Genomic DNA, 13,373 nt, shown 5'->3' on the forward strand with positions numbered 1-13,373 from the left:
GCCACGAGGTCGGAACGAAAGGAGAGCCCAACCCATGGCTATGACGAAAAAGAAATTCGCGGGCGCTCACATCCCAGCATCTCAGCGCAAGGCTCTCAAAAAGCTCGCGAAGTCCAAAGGCTATCGCTCTGTCGCTGACATGATCCGCGCCATTTACGACGCGGCACTCGCCGAGTCATCCCCGCCCGTCTCCCCATAATTCCGCCTTCTGTCTGTTCTACAGATACCAGTACACACCACCACATAATACCGCTATGACAAAATCTAAATCAGCGCTTGAGCCCGCGCCTGCCAAGGTCCTTGTGCTCCGCACCTGCAATGCAAATCTACTCTCACGGGGTGGAAAATTTCAATGGTCTCCAGTCGGCGAGACCACCACCGCTCCCGATTGGAGAGCGAATGCCGAATGTGGCAATGGCCTTCATGGATGGCTCTGGGGATCTGGCGACTGGGATCTTAAAGAGAAGGGCAAAGACATCACCTGGCTGGTTGTCGAAGTCGATGCAGAGAAGGTTGTGAATCTTGGCGGTAAAGTAAAGTTCCCCAGCGGCAAAACGCTCGCGGTGGAAAAATCGTGGGCTGCAGCAATGGCCTTTATTCGCGGCTACGCCAGTTATCCCGCTGCGGAATCGAATGCGACCGGCGACTCCGGCCACGCCTCAGCGACCGGCGACTCCGGCCACGCCTCAGCGACCGGCAACTACGGCCACGCCTCAGCGACCGGCTACTCCGGCCACGCCTCAGCGACCGGCAACTACGGCCACGCCTCAGCGACCGGCAACTACGGCCACGCCTCAGCGACCGGCAACTACGGCCACGCCTCAGCGACCGGCTACTCCGGCCACGCCTCAGCGACCGGCTACTCCGGCCACGCCTCAGCGACCGGCAACTACGGCCACGCCTCAGCGACCGGCGACTACGGCTGGGCGATTACGGGATACGATGGCAGAGCGAAAGCTGGCAAAGATGGCTGCATCACGATGGCCTACCATGACGGCAAACGCATGAGGATCGCCGTCGGTTACGTCGGTGAAGGACTGAAAGAGGGCATCACCTACACAGTCAATTCCAAGGGTGATTTCGTGGAAGTCGCAGCATAACCCTAAACCCATTTGTCTAAATACCATATACTACCATGAATACAAACACTCAATTATTCACTCCTCCCCAACCGAATTCATCGGCGCTCGTTCAGATCGAAAGTAGCCGCGCTGTTCAAGAGGTGCAGGCCGCGCTTGTCATCGCGAAAAAGTTCCCGCGTGATCAAGTGGCCGCAATGGACCGCATCAAAAATGCGTGCTCCCGCCCGACCCTTGCCAACGTGGCCGTCTATCAGTATGCTCGTGGAGGGACTGACATCACTGGGCCATCCATTCGCCTCGCCGAAGCTATCGCCCAGCAGTGGGGCAATCTGACATTTGGCTTCACCGAACTGGAGCAATCTGGCGGCGCGTCCACCTGCGAGGCTTTCTGCTGGGATCTGGAAACGAACACGAAACGCAGTGTGACGTTTCAGGTCCCTCACATGCGATACACGAAAAAGGATGGCAACAAGCCGCTGTCCGACCCTCGCGACATCTACGAACTCGTCGCCAACAATGCCAGCCGCCGAGTTCGTGCATGCATCCTTGCCACCATCCCTGGCGACGTGGTAGAAGCCGCGCTCGATCAGTGCGACGAAACCATGCGCGCCGATGCGGACGCGTCCCCAGAAGCTCAAAAGAAGATCCTTGCCACGTTCGAGAAATACGGCGTCACAAAGGAGCAGATTGAGAAGCGCATTCAGCGCCGCCTCGATGCCATCCAACCTGCGCAAGTCGTGTCTCTCCGCAAGATCGCTGCCAGCCTCAAGGATGGTATGAGCAAGGCGGATGAGTGGTTTGAGGTTGAGGTTCCAAACGCTGAAGCTTCTCAACTTTTGAAGAAGGCTCCAGTCAAGAAAGAAGCCCCTCCGCTTGTCCTAGATGGCTCCGCACCATCACCTCGCGAAACCTTCCTCGCGAAGGTTCAGGCACTCAACGTGCCGTGGGAAAAGGTCGGCGAGGTGCTGTTTCAGAACGGCGTCTTGAACGATCCACGGGCAACTGCTGCAGACTGTGAGGACGGCGAGATTTCTTTCGCCCTGGCCTCTTGGGACAAACTTAGCCAGATCGTGAAAGGAGGGTCTTCCAAGTGATCGCTGAGATTCAAATCGTCCTGAACAAGGCCCTGCTTCGTGCTCTGTGCGCCCTCGTGAGCACCGATGAAACACGACATATCATAAATGGGCTCTACTTCGAAACCATCGGAACCCGTCTCGTCTGCGTCGCCACCAATGGCCGCATGTTGACTGTAGTGGACGTGAGCCACATCCAGAACATTCTCCCCCCCGATGGGCTGAGCGTTATTGTGCCAAAGCCCAGGCTTCTACCTGAGAAGTTGGAAGAAGTGGAGGATGAATACGGTAATGACTGTATCGCTGGCGAAGAGTCCGAGCTCCGCATGATCCTGCGGATTCGTGGCGATCAGGTCTTCTGGCAAGACTATGACGGTCTGGAAATCACTGCTCCGCTGATCGAGGGTAAATTCCCTGACTGGCGGAAAGTGTTGGAAATAACTCGGGATGCGACTGGCGAGCCTGTTGTGCCTGCAAATTTGAACCCTTCATACTTTGCACATGCCACTGCGGTTGTTGAGGCTTGGCTGATTTCCCGCTCCAACAATAGCGGCGTCAGCTTGTTTCCCGCTCGTGGTGACGTTCTCACCAATGGCTGTCCTCATGTGTTCCGGCCTTCGACACCAGACTTGCGTGATGGGGTCATTGTTTTGCTCATGCCAATGCGAGCAAAGGATGGCATCGAGAAACAGTTCAACGATATCGTCCCATCTTGGATGGTTGAAAAGAAAGGTGGTGAGTCATGATCACCGCAGAACTCGACAAGATCATTGAAGAAGCTCCTGCCAAAATTCAAGAGCTGCTCGGTGAGCTTCATGCGAACATCCTTCAAGCTGCTGGCGTTGCTCTCGCTGAATCACAAGAAAGCGAGACCGGCAAGGCTACTCTCTCTGTGAGTATGTCGCTCAAGATCAATCTGGCCTGTTCGCCAGTTGCTTGGAATGTTGAGGCGGCGGTCGCCGTGCGCCACAAGGTCGCGAGCGAAAGTGAAGTGGCAGACACCTCGCCGGAGCTGGCCCCTGACATGGGCAAAGGAAGGAGGTCGAAATGATCGCGCCCTTTGATGAACGCCGAGGTGTTCCCTCCGCATCCGGCATGATTCGCGTGGTCAACTGCCCCGCTTCCCACCAAATGGAAAGAGCGGCGGAAGAGATCGCTCCCGAAAAGCTCGACGACAAAGACGCGGCGGCTGGCAATGTGGTGCATGCCATCCTGAGCGACGACGCAGACGCGGAAGAGGTGACGTATTCAGCCGAGGCAACGGCGGAAATGTGCGAATCTCAGGTGGATAACCTGTTGGCAGACTGGCTCGACCCAAATGGACCTGAAGTGGCGCGATTGGATGAAGTCCGCTACGGCCTGACCATCTTCGGCACCGTCTTGGAAGTCAGGCCTGACAGCAAAGCGGAGTTCGTTTTCACCGGCAAATTCGACCGCCTTTACATCCAAGGTGAACGCGGACTGATGCCTGATTTCAAAGCTCTGAATGGCGACCATGCCGCCGCCATCGAGAACCCGCAGCTTGCCAGCAATGGCGTTCTGGTATCGGCAAAGCACAAGCTGAAGTCTATTCGCGTTGCCATTGTCCAGCCGCGCAAAGGTCGGCCCACGGTGGCAGATTACGACGAGTTGACGCTGGCAACCGCTCGCGAGTGGCTGGAAGCTGCGCTGCTTCGGTCTGCACAGGCGACACCGGATGACCGCCACGCTGGCCACTGGTGCCACCATTGCAAGGCTCGTCTTCGGTGCGAAATATTCATCAACTCAGCGCACCGTGTCGCGGAGCCGTTGAACGCCATCACCATTGCGGGCGGCGATGGCACTTCACAGCGACACGCCTTGTTTGTCAGGGCTCTTGAGCAACCGGCATCAGTTCACGCTGCCATGGTGCGCGGCGCCCCGATGCTCAAGCGGCTCTATGAATCAATCATGGATGCGGCGAAGGTGCGGGCGGCAGATGACGTCGAGTTTCAGCAGTTCTACCGGCTCGAAACGAAACCGGGCAACCGTGAGATCACTGATGCTCAGGCGGCGTTCACCGCGCTCTCTGGCCTCGGCGTCACGCATGAGGATGTCCTGGCCGCGTGCAAGCTCCCCATCGGAGCAATGGAGGAAGCAGTTCGGCTGCGCTCAGGGATCAAGTCCCAGACACCAAAGCGCACCACCTACAATCTGACCACCGACGCCGCGAAAAAGGCCGTCGAAACTGCCCTCACATCCGCCGGCGCAATCGGTCGCAAGGCGGACAAGCAAGAACTCGTGGCCGTCACCATGTTGGAAGGGGGTGACGAGTGAACTTCGATGCCCTTCGGGAGAGTTACCTGGCCTTGCTGCGGTCGAAGATTCCACAGGCGGAAGTCGCCGGATTTACGCCATTCTCAGCTCCCCATGCCTCTCTCTTCCCGCATCAGGTCGATGTGGCGCTGTGGATGATCAAAGGTGGACGCCGCGCCGGGTTCCTGCAGTTCGGCCTCGGCAAGACGCGAATCCACCTTCAAGTCGGCTGGTGGGTAGCAGAAAAGACGGGCGGCAAGTACTTGATCATCTGCCCTCTCGGTGTGCGTCAGGAGTTCACACAGAATGACGGGCCAGCTATGGGCTACCCGGTATACTTCGTGAGGACCTCAGAAGAGGTTCGGGCCATCAAGGGCCGGATCTTTGTCACGAACTACGAGAGCGTTCGGGATGGAAAGATTGACCTGTCGCTGTTCGCCGGTGCCGGGCTCGATGAGGCGAGCGTTCTACGTTCCTATGGCTCCAAGACGTATCAAGAATTCCTGCCGATGTTCAAGGCGGTCAAATACCGCTACGTCTTCACCGCGACCCCTTCGCCGAATCGATACAAGGAACTCATCCACTACGGCGCGTTCCTTGGCATCATGGACAGCGGCGAGGCTCTGACTCGGTTCTTCCAGCGGGACAGCGAAAAGGCTGGGAACCTGACGCTCTATCCTCACATGGAGGCTCAGTTCTGGGCATGGCTTCATTCCTGGGCGTGCTTTATGACGCGGCCCTCAGATCTGGGCTATTCGGATGAGGGCTACGACCTGCCTCCGATTCAGATTCACTGGCACCGGCTGGAGGTCGATCAACGAGCAGCATGGGCACAGGTGGACACTTGGGGGCAGGCTCAGCTATTGCGCGATGATGCGCAGGGCCTGCGAGAGTCGGCAGAGATTAAACGCGAGTCCATCGACATGCGCGTATCTGCCGCCGCTGACATCATGGATGCTGAGGTATCCACAAAGCATTGGCTGATCTGGCACGATCTCGAAAAGGAACGTGCGGCCATCGAAAAAGCCATTCCTGAGGCCAAGACGGTTTATGGCACTCAGGAACTCGACATCCGTGAAGATCTTATCATGGCCTTTAGCCGAGGTGAGTTTTCCATTCTTGCCACGAAGCCGATCATTGCAGGATCCGGCTGCAACTTCCAGAAGCATTGCGCTGATGCCATTTTTTTGGGCGTTGGCTACAAGTTCAACGACTTTATTCAGGCGATTCACCGCATCCACCGATTCCAACAAAAGGAGCAGGTCAACATCCACATCGTCCACCTCGACAGCGAAGACGCCATCGTCGCGGAACTCAAGGCCAAATGGAAGCGCCATGACGAGCTGATGCTCAAAATGCAGGCGCTGCTCAAACTTCACAAACTCACGTCCACAAACACCATGGAACTCTATCGAAATCTCAACGAGGGAACGGAGCGCGCAGAGGTTCAAGGCGAGCGCTTCCGGGTCATTCACAACGACGTCGTACTGGAACTGCTATCCGACAGCATTCCAGACAACTCAGTCGATCACATCTGCACTTCAATTCCGTTCGGGAACCAATACGAATACTCGCCGTCTTTCAATGACTTTGGTCACAACTCGGGGGACGCTGGATTCTTTGAGCAGATGGGCCACCTCTGCCCGCAGCTGCTCCGCGTGCTCAAACCTGGGCGCATTGCTGCCATTCACGTTAAGGACCGGATTCAGTTTGGCAACGTGACCGGCCATGCCAGCGCGACGGTGAACCCGTTCAGCGACAAGACCGTGAAAGCCTTCATGGATGCTGGCTTTGTGTTCATGGCTCGAATCACCATCGACACCGACGTTGTGCGCGAGAATGCGCAGACCTACCGGCTGGGATGGTCAGAGAACGCCAAGGATTCAACGAAGATGGGCGCGGGCATGCCTGAGTATGTCCTGATCTTCCGCAAGCTGCCATCGGATCTCTCGAACGCCTACGCTGACGAGCCGGTCACAAAGCCGAAAGAAGACTACACCCGGGCCGATTGGCAACTCGATGCTTCTGGCCTGTGGCGTTCGAACGGGAACAGACTACCAGATCCTGACATCATGGTTCACTGGTCCATGGAAGACATCAAGCGCTGGTGGATTGAGCACTCTCTCCAAGGTGGTTACTCGCACCCAGAGCACGCGACCCTGGCGAAGGCCCTCGAAGAGCGCGGCAAGTTGCCATCGAGCTTCATGCTGTTTCCGGCCGTGAGCCGTCACGCGGATATCTGGACCGACATCACCCGTATGCGGACATTGAACAGTGAGCAGTCTCGCCGCGCTCAAGAAAAGCACGTCTGCCCGCTTCAGCTCGACATCATCAAGCGGTTGATCACCCGCTACACGAACAAAGACGACCTCGTGTTTGATCCGTTCCTCGGCATCGGCAGCACGGCCTATCAGGCGCTTAAGATGGGACGCAGGGCTTTGGGAACTGAATTGAATCTAGGCTACTGGAAAGATGCCGTCGGATACTGTGAAGTAGCAGAGCGTGACATGACAGCGCCGACGTTGTTTGACCTCGCCGCATTCGAAACTCAACCGGGGGCACTGGCGGCATGACCTTCACCCAACAAGACATCGAACGTTTTATCCGACTCGTGGACGTCCTGGATTGCGGCTGCTGGTATTGGCTTGGGGCCAGATCCCGAGGAAAGGGAAACCGGAAGTATTACGGGACATTCAAAGTCAACGGGCAGGCTGTCAGAGCCCATCGTTTTTCCTCTGAAGCTCTCGGTGGAAAAACCTGTCCATCAGGATGCCATCGAGACCACACCTGCAATTTCTCCATGTGCGTGAATCCAGCGCATATCGAGGTGGTCACTCCTGCGGAAAACCAAAAAAGGAAAATGGCAAGGAAGGTTAAAAAGCCCGCATGACATCCCTCACCATCACCATTCCCCTGCCTCCGAAGGCGGTTAAGCCGAACTCCCGCAAAGGATGGCGGCGCAAAGCTGAAGGTACGCAGGTCTATCGAAAGCAGGCCTGGGCAGCTGCCTTTGTAGCGGTCAAACGCAAGCCGCCGATGTGGAAGAAGGCCCGCGTCAATGTCGCAGCCTACTTCAAGACCACAACCTTTCCAGATCCTGACAACCTCATTGCCTCGCTCAAAGCCGCCTTCGATGGCGTAGCTGACGCCGGCGTAATCCAGAACGACCGCGACCTCTGGCCAGAGCGTCCGCAGATGTTCAAGGATGCATCAAACCCTCGAATCGAACTCACTATCACCGAAGAAACATGAATAAAATTGCTGTCTCCATTGATCTACTCGGCCTTCAAGGCGCGCAAAAAGTCACCACGGGAGGGCGTGAATGCGTCCTCATTGACCTCACAAAGTGCAGGGCCAAGCCACATCAGAACGGAAAGGTTTATCTGAACCTGGACGTGATCGAAAATAAGGATGGCGCGAACCAATGGGGGAAAACCCATTTCGTCTGCGAGGCTTCAACCAAGGAAGAGCGCGCAAGCAGGGTGAATCTTCCCATTATCGGCAACGGCACCCAGTGGGGAGACTTGGCCGAGGTGAAAAAGCAGGCTGCAGCACCTCCGCCGCGGCGACACACCCCGGCCCCGCCGGTTCGACGGCCACCACCCCAAGATGACGACTTCGGCGATACTGCATCCGGCCCGATCAGCGAAGGCATGGAAGATGATGACATTCCCTTTTGAGCCATGACCATCAAAGACGCACCTGCATTTGATTTCTATCCCGAGCGGTGGACTCACGGCACCCGCCACATGACGAAAGTGGAGCGGTGCGACTACCTGGACCTTCTCTGCCACCAGTGGACAGACGATGGTCTGCCGGCGGATGTGGAAACATTGGCCCGCTTGCTGGGCTACCGCAAAGGGTCGCAGGTGCCAGCGATCGTGCTCGAAAAGTTTCCTGTTGCAGATGACGGCAAACGTCGAAACGCCCTGCTTGAAAAGCTGCGCGCTGAGCAGCGCGAACGCATCCGCAAGGCCAAAGAGAAGTCCAGCAAAATGCACGCCTCCCGCTACGGCAAGCAGTGCTTAGACCCTGCTGTAAGCACTGCTACAAGCAGCTCACAAGCACTGCTTAAGACCTGCCCACCTCCCACCTCCCACCACAGTAAGAGAGAGAGCAGCGCGGGCGCGTGGCCGACCCTCGACGAGGTCAAGGCCTACGCTCCAACCGTGATGGCCCCTCCCGAGTGCGCAGAACGCTACTGGAACGAGTGTGAAGCCTCGGGCTGGATGAACCGCCACGGCCAGCCAATCGCCGACTGGAAGCCGCTCTTCCGCAACTATGCCACCAGCTGGAAAGCCAATGATTCCCAACGCAAAACACATGCAAACACCCGCCCGACTCCTCAACGCAGCGACACAGCCAATAAACCCGGCCGCTACGCCTGAGATCTACCCGCACGTTGCGAGCTGGCTGTGGAGATACAAGGTTTACCACCCTGCCCTCGCGCCAGTTTTGCCGGCGGTTCAAGCATTCTGCTCCGCCGTGATTGCCAACGAGCCTCCGAAGCGCTGGCTCTCGCTTCTAGGCCCATCGGGAGTCGGCAAGACCCACATCCTGAAGCAGGCCCTCCAATGCCTCAAAGCCTCGCCCTGGCGCATCAAGACGCCCACCGGCCAGCGAGGCCCGCAGATCGCCCACATCGTGCCAGCAACCGACCTGCAGGACTTCGCCGCGCCCCGTGACTACGCGAAGTATGACCTGATTTATGTCGAGGACGTGGGCAGTGGCGCCGATCAAACCAAAGGCGCTGGAGCCGTTCTGCGGTCGCGGATCGCTGAACTACTACAGCTGCGCTCAAATCGCTGGACGATGCTCGATGCGAACCTCTACCGCCGCGAGATCGAACAACAAATCGACGGCCGCATCGCCTCACGCCTCAAACGCGACGGCAGCTGGATGGTCGAAATTCCACAGGAGGTTCCGGACTTCTGGTGATGAAAACCGAACAAATCAGCGAAGGCGAGAGGCAGATCGTGAAATCGTGGCTCGAAAGAGGTCAGCAGCGAGGTAGGCCATCTTGCCCCTGTGGAGTCGTGAGCAACAGCCACCATATTCGCAGGCACCGGGAGGGATGCCAGATGTGGCGTGCCTATTGCCAACTCGTGAGAGAAAGCGATGGAGCCAAGGGGGATGGTAAGGGGGAATTTCTGAAAAATCCAATACTCAAAGGTTCTAGTTCCTAGACTTTGCATGCCGAATCGTTATTGTCCTCCATGCTCTCAGGCCCACACCAGAAGTTCTGCGAAGGCATCGTTTTCGGCCTCAATCAAACCGAAGCCTACCTCGAAGCCTACCCCAACAGCAGCGCCGAAGCTGCCCGTCGATCTGCCTCCGATCTCCTGACAAAGCCTGACATTCAGGCTGAAATCTCAAGAATGAGAAAAGCCGCCGAGGACAAGGCAGGTTCAGCCGTGATGACTCTCGCGGAGAAGCGCATGTTTCTTGCCCGTGTTGTTCGGACGCCCGTCGGTGAAGTCGATCCTACATCGGACCTTTGCCAAGAATACCACCGCACGCGGCAGATGGTGGGTCGTGGCGAGGATGCTGAAGAATGGGAGACGGAAAAGATCAAGACGGCATCCAAACTCGAAGCCATCAAGATTGACAACGACCTCAGCGGCGACGGCGCAGAGGCTGAGGGCAACAAGGCACTCGGCGGCCTGGCTGCGCTGATTCTACGCTTGCGCAAATGAGCGAGGACGACCTAGCACTACTCGAATCGAAGCTGTCAGATCCCATCTGGCGACTCACGAGCGGCGAGATTTACAAGATCAAGACAGCGGATGGCAGGGGCATCATTCCGTTTATTCCGCGCCCTGAGCAGGTCGAATTGCTGCGCGAGCTGGTCGATGCGGTCGAGGCTGTGAAAGCGAAGAGCGACGGCTGGGAGAAGCAGACGAAGAAGGCCAAGCTCAAGGCCCGGCGGCTCGGCTTCTCCACCACGATTGGGGTTTTCGTGGCCGACTGTCTCGGCTTCCGTGCCAACTTCACCGCCACGCTGATTGATCAAATCGCCGACGATGCAAAGAAGAAGATGAACGACATCGTCAAGGTGGCGCTTGGTGCTTTGCGCGAGTGCTGGCCGCTCAAGGTCCTGAAGGAGAATGACAGCGAGTTGACGGTGAACATCGACATTGGCGAGGAGGCTGGCGAAGACGGCAAGAGCACGTTCTATGCTGGCACCCGCGCGCGTGGTGGTTCGAATGACTTTCTGTGGTGCTCTGAGCTGGGCGTCATCCAATTTGATGACCCGGGCCGTGCTGATGAAATCGTGTCCGGTGCGTTCCCTTCTGCGCGTCACGGTGTGACTGTTGTCGAAACCACCTGGAAGGGTGGACGTGGAGGCAAACTTTATGACGTCATCAAGCCATCCATCGAAGGTGTAGCGGCTGACTGGGATGTGTCGTTCTCGCCGTGGTGGATTGATCCGCGCAACGTCAATGAGCATGCGGAGCACGATGCAGAGTCACGAGCCTACTTCGGGCGCATTGAAGAGCGTCTGGAACGCGAGGGAATCACCCTGAGCGATGCGCAGATGCGCTGGTATGCCGCAGAGCGACGTACGCAGGGAATCTTCATGAAGCGCGAGAATCCCACGTTTCTCGATGAGTGCTGGGAAGCTCCGATTGAGGGTGCCATCTACGCCGAGGCGCTGACGCGTGCCGAAACCGAGGGTCGAATCCTCCCACGTCTGCCGGTCGCTGACTGCGTGGTGGACGTGTTCATGGATCTCGGTGCACCGCAGAACTCGCCTGCATGGTTCTGCCGGCGGGTCGGGCGTGAGATTCAGGTCATCGATCACGACGTGGGCAAGCTTGGCGAGACCATTGCCACCCGCTACGGTCGCTGGCTGCGCAAGGGACACAATCTCGGCACGGTGTTTCTGCCGCACGATGCGGCGCAGACTGAACGTACGGGACGGACGATCATCTCTGACCTGAAGGATGCCGGGGTGACAGCGTTCAAGGTCGTCCCTGTGACGCACGACATCTGGACAGGAATCAATGCACTGCTCGGCCTATTTCCATCGCTGGTATTCTTGGGGCCGCAGACTGAGGGTGGACGCTCTGCACTCTCTGCCTACCGGACGAAGGAGGTCAAGGCTGGCGGCATCGTGAGCAACGAGCCGGTGCACGATTGGGCCTCTCATCATGCCGATGCCCTGCGCACCCTGGCTGAAGCCGTCACGCACGGCATGTGGAAGGTATCCATGCAGGTGAAGGATCTGGACGACTGGGACAAGCAGCGACGCAAGCCACAAGCCAAGCGGGCCGTCATGCGAGTGGGCGGCTAAAATTCCTGTTGACGGTTCTAGTTCCTAGATTCAGTATCACTCTGTTGTGATTCGCGGCACGTGAAAGCGTCAACCCGCAAGCCACAACAAGCCGGAGCCGAAGCACCGCATACGCGGACAACCGGAGGCGAACGGGTTTCAGAAACCTTTTTCATCTCCTATCACCATGACTCCTTCGGAGCTTCAAGCCTATTCCCAACAGTTCGCCACGGACTGGTATCATCTCTCCCAGCAGCGCAAGTGCCTGTTTGAGCCCTACGTTCTGCGCGAATCCTTCACCGGTGAATCTGAGCGCTTCCAGCGCATCGGTTCGCAGGAATTCACCAAGCGCACCGGACGGCGCGAAAAGACCAAGATCAAGGAAGCCCCGCTGTCCTTCCGTCACATCACCAACGAGGACTACACCCTCGCCAACGTGCTCGACAAGATCGACAAGCGCAAGATGGGGGCTTCTGGAACCGGCCTGCCTCAGGCCTACATCGAATCTCACGCCAACGGCTACAACCGTCTGTGCGACCGGGTCATTCTCAACTCGGCTCTCGGCATCGCCTACGACGGCGAGAAGCTCGCGGGCGCCACGCCAACCAATCTCGCCAGCGCCAACATCGTTGCTGAAGATTACGGCCTGCAAGCCGCTGGTGGCCTGACTTACGCGAAGATCGTTCGCGCTCTTCTGTTGCTCCAGCAGAACAGCCACCTTTCCCCTGACGCCAAGCGCGTCGTGCTGGGCTGCACTCCGCTCGATCTGGAAAGCGTATACAACTCGGTGGCCGCGACGGAAATCAATCTCCGCGCTCGCATCCTCGATGTGATCGAAGATCGTTCCGACATGCTGGGTGGATTCAAGATCGTGAAAACCACGATCTATGATACCACGATGCCCGGCAGTGACTCCGACACCCGTCGACTCGCGGCCTGGATGTATGGAGCCGTTCGCTTCAACGAAGGTGGCCGTGACTCCCGCATGGACGAACTGAGCCAGCAAAACTACGACCTGCAGGTCTATTCGTCCGGCTACCTCGGTGGCAGCCGCATGGAAGAGGCCCTCGTGGTCGGCATTGACTGCCACTTCACCGCCTAATCTCAACCACTGACCTCTGACATCCCATGGCTACTCTTACTGGCTCTCCTACCTACGTGGCGCAGAACTCTGTGCCTGTCCGCCTCCCTGACGGCTTCGGCCTCAATCGGGAGGTGAGACGCTGCAAGGTCGACCTCACACTCGACATCAACACTGCTGCGGCAAATGACACCGCGCCTCTGGTCATCCTCCCCCAGGGTGGCAACTTCAAACTGATTCCACACCTCAGCCGCGTCTCTTGGCAGGGCGCTGCAACAACCCTCACGGTGTCGATCATCGACAGCGCGGGCAATGTGCTCATGGCTGCGGTGGACGCTCTCACGGCTGGTGGCATCAACTTCAGCGGTGAAGATTTGGAAGTGGCTGTTCCGGCAGACGGCATCATCCGCGCAAAGCTGGCAACAGAAGCCGCTTCCGCCATCGGTGACGTCGGTCAGTTCTTCCTCGCGTTCGTTCAGGAATAACTCGTTTTGCGGTTGGTTAATCAGGGGCGGCTTCGCGTGGTGGCGAGCCGCCCCATTTCATAGAAGCACATGACGCCCGTCGAAATCTGCAACATCGCGCTT

At 57.7% G+C, this 13,373-nt stretch carries 15 protein-coding genes; all 15 read left to right on the forward strand.

The genetic code is table 11. From position 1 onward, the window contains the following. Positions 1-34 precede the first annotated feature (34 nt). The 15 genes from ACIREA_RS13555 (at position 35) to ACIREA_RS13625 (ending at position 13,271) form a co-directional block, all read left to right on the forward strand. The gene (locus tag ACIREA_RS13555; protein WP_397382811.1) at positions 35-199 is read left to right on the forward strand and encodes a hypothetical protein; all 165 of its coding nucleotides are present in this window, start codon (positions 35-37) and stop codon (positions 197-199) included. 55 nt (positions 200-254) lie between these two features. After that, complete coding sequence (locus tag ACIREA_RS13560; RefSeq protein WP_397382812.1) at positions 255-1,100, forward strand: hypothetical protein; 846 nt, start codon at positions 255-257, stop codon at positions 1,098-1,100. Positions 1,101-1,135: 35 nt separating this feature from the next. Then, on the forward strand, positions 1,136-2,176 hold the full coding sequence (locus ACIREA_RS13565; RefSeq protein WP_397382813.1) for a hypothetical protein: 1,041 nt from the start codon (positions 1,136-1,138) through the stop codon (positions 2,174-2,176). Next, positions 2,173-2,901 carry a hypothetical protein gene (locus ACIREA_RS13570; protein ID WP_397382814.1) on the forward strand — a complete coding sequence of 243 codons (729 nt, stop codon included), beginning with the start codon at positions 2,173-2,175 and terminating at the stop codon, positions 2,899-2,901. The genes ACIREA_RS13565 and ACIREA_RS13570 overlap by 4 nt, the downstream gene beginning before the upstream one ends. Then, positions 2,898-3,206, forward strand: coding sequence for a hypothetical protein (locus ACIREA_RS13575; RefSeq protein ID WP_397382815.1), 309 nt, complete (start codon positions 2,898-2,900; stop codon positions 3,204-3,206). The genes ACIREA_RS13570 and ACIREA_RS13575 overlap by 4 nt, the downstream gene beginning before the upstream one ends. Further along, on the forward strand, positions 3,203-4,450 hold the full coding sequence (locus tag ACIREA_RS13580; RefSeq protein ID WP_397382816.1) for a DUF2800 domain-containing protein: 1,248 nt from the start codon (positions 3,203-3,205) through the stop codon (positions 4,448-4,450). The genes ACIREA_RS13575 and ACIREA_RS13580 overlap by 4 nt, the downstream gene beginning before the upstream one ends. Continuing rightward, a complete protein-coding gene (locus ACIREA_RS13585; protein ID WP_397382817.1) occupies positions 4,447-7,002 on the forward strand; it encodes a DNA methyltransferase in 2,556 nt (851 codons plus the stop codon). The genes ACIREA_RS13580 and ACIREA_RS13585 overlap by 4 nt, the downstream gene beginning before the upstream one ends. Before the next feature lie 313 nt (positions 7,003-7,315). Beyond that, on the forward strand, positions 7,316-7,681 hold the full coding sequence (locus ACIREA_RS13590) for a RusA family crossover junction endodeoxyribonuclease (RefSeq protein ID WP_397382818.1): 366 nt from the start codon (positions 7,316-7,318) through the stop codon (positions 7,679-7,681). Next, positions 7,678-8,109 (forward strand): hypothetical protein, encoded by a 432-nt coding sequence (locus ACIREA_RS13595; RefSeq protein ID WP_397382819.1) that lies wholly within the window; start codon positions 7,678-7,680, stop codon positions 8,107-8,109. Before ACIREA_RS13590 ends, ACIREA_RS13595 begins: the two co-directional genes overlap by 4 nt. Positions 8,110-8,112: 3 nt before the next feature. Next, entirely contained in the window at positions 8,113-8,817 is a 705-nt protein-coding gene (locus ACIREA_RS13600) for a DUF1376 domain-containing protein (protein ID WP_397382820.1), read from the forward strand. Positions 8,818-8,914: 97 nt separating this feature from the next. Further along, complete coding sequence (locus ACIREA_RS13605) at positions 8,915-9,367, forward strand: hypothetical protein (protein ID WP_397382821.1); 453 nt, start codon at positions 8,915-8,917, stop codon at positions 9,365-9,367. A 278-nt stretch (positions 9,368-9,645) separates the two neighbouring features. Continuing rightward, on the forward strand, positions 9,646-10,125 hold the full coding sequence (locus ACIREA_RS13610; RefSeq protein WP_397382822.1) for a terminase small subunit: 480 nt from the start codon (positions 9,646-9,648) through the stop codon (positions 10,123-10,125). Beyond that, positions 10,122-11,726: a hypothetical protein gene (locus ACIREA_RS13615; RefSeq protein WP_397382823.1), complete on the forward strand. Its 1,605-nt coding sequence runs from the start codon at positions 10,122-10,124 to the stop codon at positions 11,724-11,726. Before ACIREA_RS13610 ends, ACIREA_RS13615 begins: the two co-directional genes overlap by 4 nt. A 166-nt stretch (positions 11,727-11,892) precedes the next feature. Then, positions 11,893-12,807, forward strand: a complete 915-nt coding sequence (locus tag ACIREA_RS13620) for a phage capsid protein (protein ID WP_397382824.1) — start codon at positions 11,893-11,895, stop codon at positions 12,805-12,807. A gap of 26 nt (positions 12,808-12,833) precedes the next feature. Beyond that, positions 12,834-13,271: a hypothetical protein gene (locus tag ACIREA_RS13625; protein ID WP_397382825.1), complete on the forward strand. Its 438-nt coding sequence runs from the start codon at positions 12,834-12,836 to the stop codon at positions 13,269-13,271. Positions 13,272-13,373: the final 102 nt, after the last annotated feature.

The organism is Prosthecobacter sp. (assembly GCF_044373815.1).
Lineage (GTDB): Bacteria > Verrucomicrobiota > Verrucomicrobiia > Verrucomicrobiales > Verrucomicrobiaceae > Prosthecobacter.

Coding starts and splice junctions, on each gene's coding strand:
- ACIREA_RS13560 (WP_397382812.1), top strand. CDS start 255: ATGACAAAATCTAAATCAGCGCTTGAGCCCGCGCCTGCCAAGGTCCTT.
- ACIREA_RS13565 (WP_397382813.1), top strand. CDS start 1,136: ATGAATACAAACACTCAATTATTCACTCCTCCCCAACCGAATTCATCG.
- ACIREA_RS13615 (WP_397382823.1), top strand. CDS start 10,122: ATGAGCGAGGACGACCTAGCACTACTCGAATCGAAGCTGTCAGATCCC.
- ACIREA_RS13590 (WP_397382818.1), top strand. CDS start 7,316: ATGACATCCCTCACCATCACCATTCCCCTGCCTCCGAAGGCGGTTAAG.
- ACIREA_RS13595 (WP_397382819.1), top strand. CDS start 7,678: ATGAATAAAATTGCTGTCTCCATTGATCTACTCGGCCTTCAAGGCGCG.
- ACIREA_RS13600 (WP_397382820.1), top strand. CDS start 8,113: ATGACCATCAAAGACGCACCTGCATTTGATTTCTATCCCGAGCGGTGG.
- ACIREA_RS13620 (WP_397382824.1), top strand. CDS start 11,893: ATGACTCCTTCGGAGCTTCAAGCCTATTCCCAACAGTTCGCCACGGAC.
- ACIREA_RS13625 (WP_397382825.1), top strand. CDS start 12,834: ATGGCTACTCTTACTGGCTCTCCTACCTACGTGGCGCAGAACTCTGTG.
- ACIREA_RS13555 (WP_397382811.1), top strand. CDS start 35: ATGGCTATGACGAAAAAGAAATTCGCGGGCGCTCACATCCCAGCATCT.
- ACIREA_RS13575 (WP_397382815.1), top strand. CDS start 2,898: ATGATCACCGCAGAACTCGACAAGATCATTGAAGAAGCTCCTGCCAAA.
- ACIREA_RS13610 (WP_397382822.1), top strand. CDS start 9,646: ATGCTCTCAGGCCCACACCAGAAGTTCTGCGAAGGCATCGTTTTCGGC.
- ACIREA_RS13580 (WP_397382816.1), top strand. CDS start 3,203: ATGATCGCGCCCTTTGATGAACGCCGAGGTGTTCCCTCCGCATCCGGC.